At 39.5% G+C, this 9,300-nt stretch carries 7 protein-coding genes and 3 pseudogenes; 2 read left to right on the top strand and 8 right to left on the bottom strand.

The window, feature by feature from the left end; all coding sequences use genetic code 11:
• The first annotated feature begins 303 nt into the window (after nucleotides 1–303).
• Nucleotides 304–1,302: a DUF1350 family protein gene (locus tag ACFE93_RS32880; protein ID WP_375480034.1), complete on the top strand. Its 999-nt coding sequence runs from the start codon at nucleotides 304–306 to the stop codon at nucleotides 1,300–1,302.
• A gap of 99 nt (nucleotides 1,303–1,401) precedes the next feature.
• Here the strand turns inward: ACFE93_RS32880 and argC are convergent, their stop codons facing one another.
• The 3 genes and pseudogenes from argC to glpK form a co-directional block, all read right to left on the bottom strand.
• On the bottom strand, nucleotides 1,402–2,397 hold the full coding sequence (gene argC / locus ACFE93_RS32885) for an N-acetyl-gamma-glutamyl-phosphate reductase (RefSeq protein ID WP_375480036.1): 996 nt from the start codon (nucleotides 2,395–2,397) through the stop codon (nucleotides 1,402–1,404).
• A 175-nt stretch (nucleotides 2,398–2,572) separates the two neighbouring features.
• A pseudogene (locus ACFE93_RS32890) lies at nucleotides 2,573–3,198 on the bottom strand (hypothetical protein).
• Nucleotides 3,199–3,408: 210 nt separating this feature from the next.
• Complete coding sequence (glpK, locus tag ACFE93_RS32895; RefSeq protein ID WP_375480046.1) at nucleotides 3,409–4,923, bottom strand: glycerol kinase GlpK; 1,515 nt, start codon at nucleotides 4,921–4,923, stop codon at nucleotides 3,409–3,411.
• 732 nt (nucleotides 4,924–5,655) lie between these two features.
• Here glpK and ACFE93_RS32900 point away from each other — a divergent pair.
• Nucleotides 5,656–6,345, top strand: coding sequence for a CPBP family intramembrane glutamic endopeptidase (locus ACFE93_RS32900; protein WP_375480038.1), 690 nt, complete (start codon nucleotides 5,656–5,658; stop codon nucleotides 6,343–6,345).
• Here ACFE93_RS32900 and ACFE93_RS32905 read toward each other — a convergent pair.
• The 5 genes and pseudogenes from ACFE93_RS32905 to ACFE93_RS32925 form a co-directional block, all read right to left on the bottom strand.
• Nucleotides 6,335–6,475, bottom strand: a pseudogene (locus ACFE93_RS32905) (transcriptional regulator); the annotation flags it as partial. The gene ACFE93_RS32900 and the pseudogene ACFE93_RS32905 sit on opposite strands and share 11 nt — an antisense overlap.
• A gap of 1,016 nt (nucleotides 6,476–7,491) precedes the next feature.
• The gene (locus ACFE93_RS32910) at nucleotides 7,492–7,737 is read right to left on the bottom strand and encodes a hypothetical protein (protein ID WP_375480040.1); all 246 of its coding nucleotides are present in this window, start codon (nucleotides 7,735–7,737) and stop codon (nucleotides 7,492–7,494) included.
• A complete protein-coding gene (locus ACFE93_RS32915) occupies nucleotides 7,706–7,870 on the bottom strand; it encodes a hypothetical protein (RefSeq protein WP_375480042.1) in 165 nt (54 codons plus the stop codon). Before ACFE93_RS32915 ends, ACFE93_RS32910 begins: the two co-directional genes overlap by 32 nt.
• Before the next feature lie 261 nt (nucleotides 7,871–8,131).
• Nucleotides 8,132–8,888: pseudogene (locus tag ACFE93_RS32920) on the bottom strand (transposase).
• A gap of 80 nt (nucleotides 8,889–8,968) precedes the next feature.
• Entirely contained in the window at nucleotides 8,969–9,163 is a 195-nt protein-coding gene (locus ACFE93_RS32925; RefSeq protein ID WP_375480044.1) for a hypothetical protein, read from the bottom strand.
• Nucleotides 9,164–9,300 lie beyond the last annotated feature (137 nt).

The following is a 9,300-nucleotide window of genomic DNA, read 5'->3' on the forward strand; positions in this document are numbered from 1 at the left end:
GTCTCACATCAAGTTATGTAAATTGATTTTTTACTGCTTGTGAGAAATCCGGGTACAGTCCCAAGTTTTCCCAATCTACCCGCAGCCACTGGATCTGGCACACCAGCTAATTCTTATGGTTTTGTCCGCTTCCGCGCTAAGGTGAAATAGCTTTAACCACCGCTAACTAGTGGAATTAACGCCATTAAGAGAGTTCCGGCTATTTGCTAACGAGGCGATCGCAGTTTGACAAAAATATCTTTTGAATAATCCGAAAAGCAGCAACTTCAGTTTGGAGATTCAGCATATACCTACAAATAAGTCATGGTAAATATGAATCTAAAACTGAGATTTAAACCAGTTTCTCACAGTTGGGTTGCTTTACATCCAAAGCCTAAAGGAGTAATTCAATTTATTGCCGGGGCTTTCTTTGGTACATTTGGCCCCATGCTTTTTTATCGTTATCTGCTTCAATCTTTATTCGAGCAGGGATATACAATTATTCTTTTGCCGTTTAATTTTACTTTTAACCATTATGTAGAAGCTGGTTTTCTCATGAGGGAGCAATATGAAATTTTGCCAGAGCTTGTAAGGATGGCAACTGTTGAAGGATACGATTATGAAGCTTATCTAGATGATAAAAACTTTTCTTGGATTGGACATAGCCTTGGTTGTAAATATATCTCTTTATTAGAAGGATTTACTGCTCTACCTCCAAAGCCTCAAGATAGAGAACAGTTTATTCGTAACCTATTAGCTCATACTTCTGATGATTCACAGATAGAAAGTGTAATTGCAGATATTAACATTTTATTTGATGAACTAATCCGAAAAAGGGATGAAGTTGAAAAATTAATTTGCACTTATGTACGTCGGAAAATCAAAATTAATAGTGTTTTTATTAAAGGGCAGGTTTCTATCTTATTAGCACCTGCTATTGCTGACACAGGGAGCGCAATTCGTCCTCAATTTTTAGCGGATATCATTGATAATCTTGGTTGGGGTGTGAAACCAACTGTTGAAGAAACCCAGCATTTAATCAAGGATAGTGGGCTATTTAATATCATGGGTTTAGTCTGTTTCAAATCAGATAATATTGCTAAATCAACCTGTGAATGGTTTACTAATATTCTGCAAAAGCCACCTCAATATTTTCGGAAAACTGTAGCAGGTGGACATTTAAGACCTTTAGGTGTTCAAGTGGCTAAATATGTCATTAATCTTTTTGATAAACCGTTAATTGAATCAGTTCAAGAGCGAAACAAAACATTTGAGCATAATGTAATTCAATTACTTGAGGAACTGAAAGAAAAATCAAGATAATAGGTATTGGGCATGGGGCATTGGGCACAAGAGGCAGAGAGGAATAAATTTACTGCAACTTCTCCTCTGCTCCCCTGCTCCTCACTGCTTAACTCTCTTTCATGACAATCCCAACTCTTCTGGAAAACCGAGCATGATGTTTAGGTTTTGGACTGCGGCTCCTGATGCGCCCTTACCTAAATTGTCAAGACGAGCAACTAGCAAGACTTCTTTGGTAGTGTCATTGGCGAATACAAAAACCTGAACAATATTAGTATCGTTGAGTGCGTAGGCGTAGCCCGTCGTAGACATCGCATCCAGAAATGTTCCGTCTCTGAGCAGAGTTGAATCATGGAATGGAGCAACCTGCACAAACTTTTCACTTTGGTAGTAGTCAGCGATCGCTTGATGAATAATCTTACCTGATGGTGGATTATCCAAAGTCCCCAGTGGTAAAGGTATCTGTACTAGCATCCCCTGCTCAAAATCTCCCACGGCTGGTACGAAAAGCGGTGGTGATGCTAACCCCGAATACTGATGCATTTCTTTGACGTGCTTATGCCCAAACTGCAAACCGTAGATACCATAAGGGTGGAGCGACTCTGCGCCCGCTTGCTGTTCGTGGAAGGTATGATACTGTTTAATGAGATTCTTTCCGCCACCAGAGTAACCTGACACTGCATTAACGGTGATGGGAAAGTTACTATTTAAGAGTCCTTTGGCAATCAACGGACGGATACAAGCTAAAAATCCTGTGGGATAACAGCCCGGATTGCTGACAAACTGGGCGCTGGCGATTTTCTCTCGCTGTCCTGGATTGAGTTCAGGGAAGCCATATACCCAGTCTTTAGCCGTGCGATGGGCAGTACTAGCATCAAGGATCTTAACCCTAGTATTACTGACTAAGCTAACAGCTTCACGGGCCGCATCATCAGGCAGGCAGAGAATGATAACATCAACAGCATTGATTAGTTTGGTTCGCTCAGTTGCATCTTTACGCTTAGATGCTTCAATGCTAACTAACTCAATATCATCACGTTGGTTCAGGCGTGAGTAAATTTGTAAGCCTGTGGTTCCTGATTCCCCATCAATGAAAATCTTCGGTTTAGTAGTCATGCGCTTTTTATCTGTGAGTGATATTTTGACTGATTAATACTTACTTGACTTCTGCTAGATAGATATATCCAGAAACCTTGTAGAGTCTTAGTAGTACTATGTCTCTAGTTTTTCACCAGATGTCTAATGAATTATAAAAGTAAGAGTTATTTTAACGATCGATTTTGGAATGAAATTAACCTGCTTTTACCATCCACACCAAAAAGCTCAGAATTAGTTCGATAGGAGGAAGAGAATAATCCATTAAATCAATTGTGACTGTTTGCCCCTCTAGTTTCAGAAATCGCTATTGGGTTCCGCTGCTTACAGTACCGTAAACTGCTGTTAAGGGTTGAACTCTTGCTTGATTGAATCGCTGTGCAGCTACCATTTCTGCAATGCATTGTCCTAATCCAGATTTTAAATCTGATTTTTTCGCTTCAACAATGACAATTGCAAGTGCTTCCACCGTTAATTGTTCAGGCGAACGGCAAAGTAGGAAGTCACAGACACCGTTGAGTCCAATACTCGCATCAACGTTAAACTCTTCTCCTGAAAATACACTAATTGTGGAATTGAAGATGCGTCGCACTTCCAGCAATATAGGATTAATTATCGCCTCTGAACGAGCTTTTTCTGTATCTACTGCGATCGCGCAGCGTCTCTTTAGAGAATCGCCCACGGTAAATCTTCTAAAATACCTTGTAGTCTGAAACTTGGAGTAATGGGTTCAATCAAGTCTGGGAAAAAGCGGACTCCTTGCACAGTATTTAGATGAAAATCTTGTTTTACTCGGTCAATGTTGAATTGACTGTAGGGCATGATAAATTAATACTCCATCCATTTGTTTGATTGTAATATAGCAATCCTAAATCATTCGTGAGATAGAAAATAGCTGTAATGCTTATATATACGTACTTTTTGTTTCCGTATTTTCTCGCGTTTCAATTCGGATTGCTATAGATTGTTATTTTTTCCTTCGCCTTCCCTCTTTCATGCTAAGAATTTTCCCTTTAACTCCTTTTGGATCGGCTACTCGTCCCAAGCCAGAGTACGTTTCACTGCCTTTTGCCAAGTACCAAAGTTGGACAAGGAGAAATTGTTCCTCGGCTCAAACACACGTTCAATTTGCCGTTGTTCCACCAGTGCTTCATAGCTCTCCCAAAATCCTACAGCTAAACCTGCGGCAAATGCTGCACCCTGAACGGTCGTATCGCGCATTATCGGGCGTTCAACTGGAATACCTAAAACATCAGCTTGAAACTGCATCAAAAAATTATTCTCGCAAGCACCACCATCTACGGTTAATCGCCCAACTGGAGTACTGCTAGATGCATTTATCGCTTGCACCACCTCCAGAACTTGATAAGCGATCGCTTCTAGGACGGCGCGAACTAAATGCTCTGGTTGTACACTGGCGGTAATGCCGAAAAAAGCTCCCCTAGCGCTCATATCCCAGTAGGGTGCGCCCAATCCACTAAATGCTGGCACAAAGTAGACTCCGCCATTATCTTTTACCTGATTGGCCATCGCTTCAGTTTCAGCAGCAGTTTTAATTAACTTCAGGCGATCGCGCAACCATTTAATACAAGCACCACTCGTAAACATACTGCCTTCTAAGGCATAGCCGACATCTAAAGTATCCTTGGGATTTGCTTGTGTCCATGCAATAGTGGAAAGAAGTTGATGGTGCGATCGCACAATTCGATTGCCTGTATGAGCTACCAAAAAGCTACCAGTCCCGTAAGTACATTTCATCAAACCGGGGCGATCGCAGCCATGACCAAATAGAGCAGCTTGCTGATCTCCTAAGATGGCAGTAATGGGAATTTCAGCACCCAACAAAGTCGCATCAGTGACTCCAAATACTCCTAAACTCGGTTGAATCTGGGGCAAAATGTGAGCCGGAATCTGAAACAGATCGAGCAAAATCTCATCCCACTCACAGGTTTTGAGATTCATCAACATTGTACGGCTGGCGTTGCTGTGGTCAGTGGCATGGACTTTCCCACCTGTGAGATTCCACAACACCCAGGTATCAATAGTGCCTGCTAAAACATTGTTTAGGTCAACATCTGTAAAATTGTCTAATAGCCATCTGAGCTTGGTAGCAGAAAAGTAGGCATCAATGATTAATCCGGTGCGATCGTAAATTTCTTCAGCGTAGCCTTGCTCTTGTAACTGGTGGCAAAAAGGAGCAGTACGGCGATCTTGCCAGACGATCGCTCTATGGAGGGGTTTACCAGTAGTTTTGTCCCAAATCAAACAGGTTTCGCGCTGTACAGTCAGTCCAAAGGCTGCGATCGCTGATGGCGTAATCTGGGCATTTTCAATTGCGGTTTGCATCACCCAACAAGTATCCTGCCAGATTTGTTGAGGGTCATGTTCTAACCATCCTGGCTGAGGATAATACTGAGTTAATTCTTTATATGCCTGTCCAACAATCTTGCCGTCTGCGTTAAATACAAAGGCGCGGTTGCCTGTCGTACCTAAATCCAGTGCTAAGATGTAGCCCAATGATGGAGTTTTTTTGCCAAATGTGTGCATAGCTGCTTTGAATGCTGCGTAGGCGTAGCCCACCATAGGTATTGCGATTTTAGCAATACGCTCTCAATTACATATACATTATTTTGGGTACATTTTAAATTCCTTGTTTGTATCACACTCGGATTTGACGAAAAGCTATACTTAGCACGATGGGTATTAATGTCTGCCTCAAATCCTATATCCTTCACAGCATTGCAGCAGGCTGTGCATTTTAATTATGTGTAAGTAAATCGGCACAGTAAATCATTATAAAAATGCTGCGAACAAGGGAATATTACACACAAATTCATCCGAATTCTAGGATTAAATTCATGTGAAATTTATGTGACAACGGACAAAATGTCACTTTATTCAAGTCTGATTATGACACTCAAGTTTTATAGTTTGAATAGAAAAAGTAATAGTAAACCTCATCAATTTTGAAACTTTGAGTATTGTGGGCAAAATGTCTGATACTTCTAGATAGGATCGAGATGTTTCCACTACGTTTAATATCATGTTAAGTTAAACCCTTGTAATATCTGTAGGTAGGCTTGAGGAAGGAAATCCAACATTTTATCTTTGTTAATGTTGGGTTTTACTACCATATACCTACGGAGAAGTAAGCTACAACACAACCCACATTGATAGATTTGATTACAAGTAATCACCCTAACTTGACATCAAAACTATAGATTTCAAAATAGATTTAGTTTAAAAGTTAAAACCATCGAAATATAACAAAACTTTCCCATGTTAAAACCTAACCAAAATCAAAATGCACTACTAGCTCTGTTGTTACTTGTGCCAGTTCCGAGCATTGGTATTACAACTCAACTGTATATATTCCCTGGCTTCCAAGGACATTTAGTAGCTTTATTATCTAAAATCTGGTTGTTGGTACTACCCATTATCTGGTTGTTATTTATCGATAAAGAGAATTTAAAAGTTGAATATCCTAAAAGACGCGATTTATTAGCTGGAGTTGGATTAGGGCTATTAATGCTAGGCATCATCTTGATTGTTTATTGGTTGCTGGGCGCAAAATGGATAGATGTTGAATATGTTCGTGATCGCGCAACACAAGTTGGATTGAACAGTTTTGCAATCTACTTAGTAGGTTCAGGATACTGGATATTTATCAACTCTTTGCTTGAGGAATTTGTCTGGCGTTCGTTTGTCTATCGTAAATGTGAAATTTTGGTATCAAGTCCTTTAGCTGTAGTACTGTCTGCACTGTTTTTTACGATTCATCACGTTGTTGGTTTGGCAGCTTACTTCGACTGGCGTGCGACAACATTATGCTCATTGGGGGTGTTTCTAGCAGGGGCGGTTTGGTCATGGTGCTACTTGAATTATTGCTCAATCTGGCCTGGATACATCAGCCATGTTTTTGCAGATATAGCAATTTTCCTGATTGGCTGGCAACTTATTTTTGCTTAACATAGAGTTCCTTAAAAGCTTCTGGCAACAGATCGGGCGAAATCCAAGGTAGTATACTAGCAGTTTGATATAAATCTGCTAAACGCTTGTGCAATATTTCTGTGCGTTGGATAAATTTTTCTATGTTCACCTTAAATAACCGCTACTTGCTTGCAGAAGTTGAGCAAAAAATCTACTAGGTAAATCTTTGAAAAAATTGCAGCATTCCTAATTTTATTGAGTGATAAATTTAACTGGTTGTAAACTGCAATTTTTATGCAATTAAACTTATAAAATTACATTTATTTTAGGTTTTTGATAATTTATTTTTTACAGTCGCTACAGATGGAGCAGTTTTTAAATGACACCTATTGCATTCAACCTAGATGCTCAAAGTAAATTTAATCTAGGAAATTACAAAGTGTTCCTTATAACTGTTGCTACTCAGATATTTTTTTACAAGATATTTTACGGTATTTTGCTAAGTATTACTTCTACCTTTGGTAGGAAAATTCTGTAAACTCAGCTAAATACGAGTGCCAAATCTGCCATCTAACGATTATGCTAATTTTTGACTAAACTGATAAGCCAGTCAAAATGATGACTAGCAAAGAGCAGATACCACATTTGGAAAACTCTACATCTCAGCCTTAATTTCTAACTATTATTGTTGAACCCGCTTTGTCATTCCTCCAATGAATGATTTAGTGCTAATGATAATTGTTTCCATGGTCAGCCGCTCCACGTTTATGCGATTCCTTATTTCATTCTTTGTTTAAGTCCAAATACCGTATAAAAATAAACTTGCACATTTGGGATGCTCCCGGCACGGGTAAGAGTAAAACGACTGAGAACAAGCAATAGTCGAACTACTATATCTAGAATTGCAAAGATAAATATTAATAAATTAAAAATAATTGTATAAAAAATCACATATTAACTTAATAATTATCTGCCTCTCTCTTTAGTTAGAGGATAAATGAAGTAGTAAGCTGGTGTAATTTAACAATGCGTAACAGCTAATCAACGCGCAAGTTATAAGGAGTGACGGGTGAGGTGTCAATGCGATAAAATCTCGTCACTCCTTTTTACTTAGTTCAGTTTATTAGCTTAACGAATGCCATCATTATCAATGGCGCTGTAGCTGTCGTTGGGAAAAAGCCCCAATCAAGGGCCAGAACTAGGAGTTAAAAATAGTTGGGCGTATACTTGTTCATTGAGCGCTTCCACACTCCTTGTATGCTTACCCTGCATAAACCATTGATGAATTTGGCTGTGCAGCATATATTTATTTCTGACTGTATCTAAAGCCATTGTGGCTTCAAAATTTTTCACTATTATCGGCAAATTATCTTCTTGAGTGTTGGCAGATTGAGACTTTTTAGCTCCGATTAGAGAGATGCTGTTTCGCATCTAGTTTGACGTCGGCGGCATAGAATTGAGCGATTTTGTTCCAAGCTGTTTGGTCAGTAATTTCAGCTAAGGCATTTTGATTCCGTTCAGCACCAGACTGGAGAGCAGTTAGCATTGGCGTTTCAACTCTCATTTTAAAAACTGCTAGAGAGCTTGCTATTTCTGCTGTAGGTGGTTGAGTGGGATTGCTTGGAATTTCTACCAACTGAGGGGGAGACTGGATACCCAGGCGGGATAAATCTGCAACCCATTGGGCTTGGATAGAATTTAAGCGATCGCTGTGGTATTTTCTTAAATAAGACTCGCGATCGCTTGGTCTAAGTTTACTGTAATTTTTTACTGCATTCCACTGTGTGCCAGAAAGTTTAAAACTATAGCAATCCTAAATGATTCATCAGAAAACACCATATTCATGGAGCTTTGGAAAGTCAAAAATTTGACAACTTACTGATAGCTCAAATAAAGCCTTGACTACAGAGAAAGAATGACAGAAAAAATAAAACTCTCGAATTAATCTTTTTGCCTGCAACCAAATATCCTCTACAGGATCTGGTATTGATACTCGTTCACTAGTTTTTCCCCAAACATACCCTATTATGTCTCCCCAAAGTAGATGACATTCATCAACCATGAACACAACTAGCTCTCCCAACCGGAGGCGGAGCGTCTCCGGCTCCGCTCTATTTCGGCTCGTCGGGCTGACAATAACTCACAAATCTCTTTTTTTTTGACGCTACCTTATCTGGGTCATATTTTGGATTATGAGCTTGACTTTTTTTCCAACTAATACGTGCTTCCTTAAATAAATCGTAGTAGCTTTGTTTGGACTCGAAAGCAAATCCATACTTGGATGCAATCTGATACTCTAATTCCTTAATAGTCCAGGATTCTTTTGTTAAAAGCCATTCAATTATCTCTACATGTTGTTGTTAGTTTAAAATTCCAATACTTCCTTTATGTGCTAATTTTAAACCCTCAACCCCATGAAGAAAAAATGCCTTTTTACACTTACTGATAAAGCCAGACGAAACGCCTAGTATTGGCATAATCGCCTCATGTTTGTGTCCTGAGAGTAACATCTTGACTGCAATCGCTCGTTTTAGCTCACGTTTGTCTTGGCTCTGTTCGATAAACTCTGTTAGCGATCGCATCCACATTACTACTAGCCTCTTTAGTCGCAAATATTACTTATATCTCTCTTCTGTATTTTCTCACGAATCATTCAGGATTGCTATATATACATATCTCCTAACTCGAAACTGACGGGTAAGGGATCGTGGGTAATTTTCCACCCTTCTTTTTCTAGTCCTTTTTGACTGCGTTGTGAAAGATATCTCTTGCTGGCATAATATCGCATTATAGTTGAGTTGACACTAATGATATTAGACTCTTCCACAAGGGCGTAGGCGTAGCCTGTCGTAGACATCGCCACTATAAAATTCAGATGGATTAAACGTAGGTTGGGTTTCCTTACGTCAACCCAATTTACATTTAATGCACAAATTTAGGCTTGACACGGCACTAGATTTATGCAAAAACCCTTTATAAGGGGAGGGTTAGGGT

Source organism: uncultured Nostoc sp., from assembly GCF_964247315.1.
GTDB lineage: Bacteria > Cyanobacteriota > Cyanobacteriia > Cyanobacteriales > Nostocaceae > Nostoc.

What these genes read in the sequence shown, in the direction of transcription:
- argC (WP_375480036.1), bottom strand. Translation starts at nt 2,397, where the DNA reads ATGACTACTAAACCGAAGATTTTCATTGATGGGGAATCAGGAACCACA.
- ACFE93_RS32910 (WP_375480040.1), bottom strand. Translation starts at nt 7,737, where the DNA reads ATGCGAAACAGCATCTCTCTAATCGGAGCTAAAAAGTCTCAATCTGCC.
- ACFE93_RS32915 (WP_375480042.1), bottom strand. Translation starts at nt 7,870, where the DNA reads ATGAGAGTTGAAACGCCAATGCTAACTGCTCTCCAGTCTGGTGCTGAA.
- glpK (WP_375480046.1), bottom strand. Translation starts at nt 4,923, where the DNA reads ATGCACACATTTGGCAAAAAAACTCCATCATTGGGCTACATCTTAGCA.
- ACFE93_RS32900 (WP_375480038.1), top strand. Translation starts at nt 5,656, where the DNA reads ATGTTAAAACCTAACCAAAATCAAAATGCACTACTAGCTCTGTTGTTA.
- ACFE93_RS32925 (WP_375480044.1), bottom strand. Translation starts at nt 9,163, where the DNA reads ATGTCTACGACAGGCTACGCCTACGCCCTTGTGGAAGAGTCTAATATC.
- ACFE93_RS32880 (WP_375480034.1), top strand. Translation starts at nt 304, where the DNA reads ATGGTAAATATGAATCTAAAACTGAGATTTAAACCAGTTTCTCACAGT.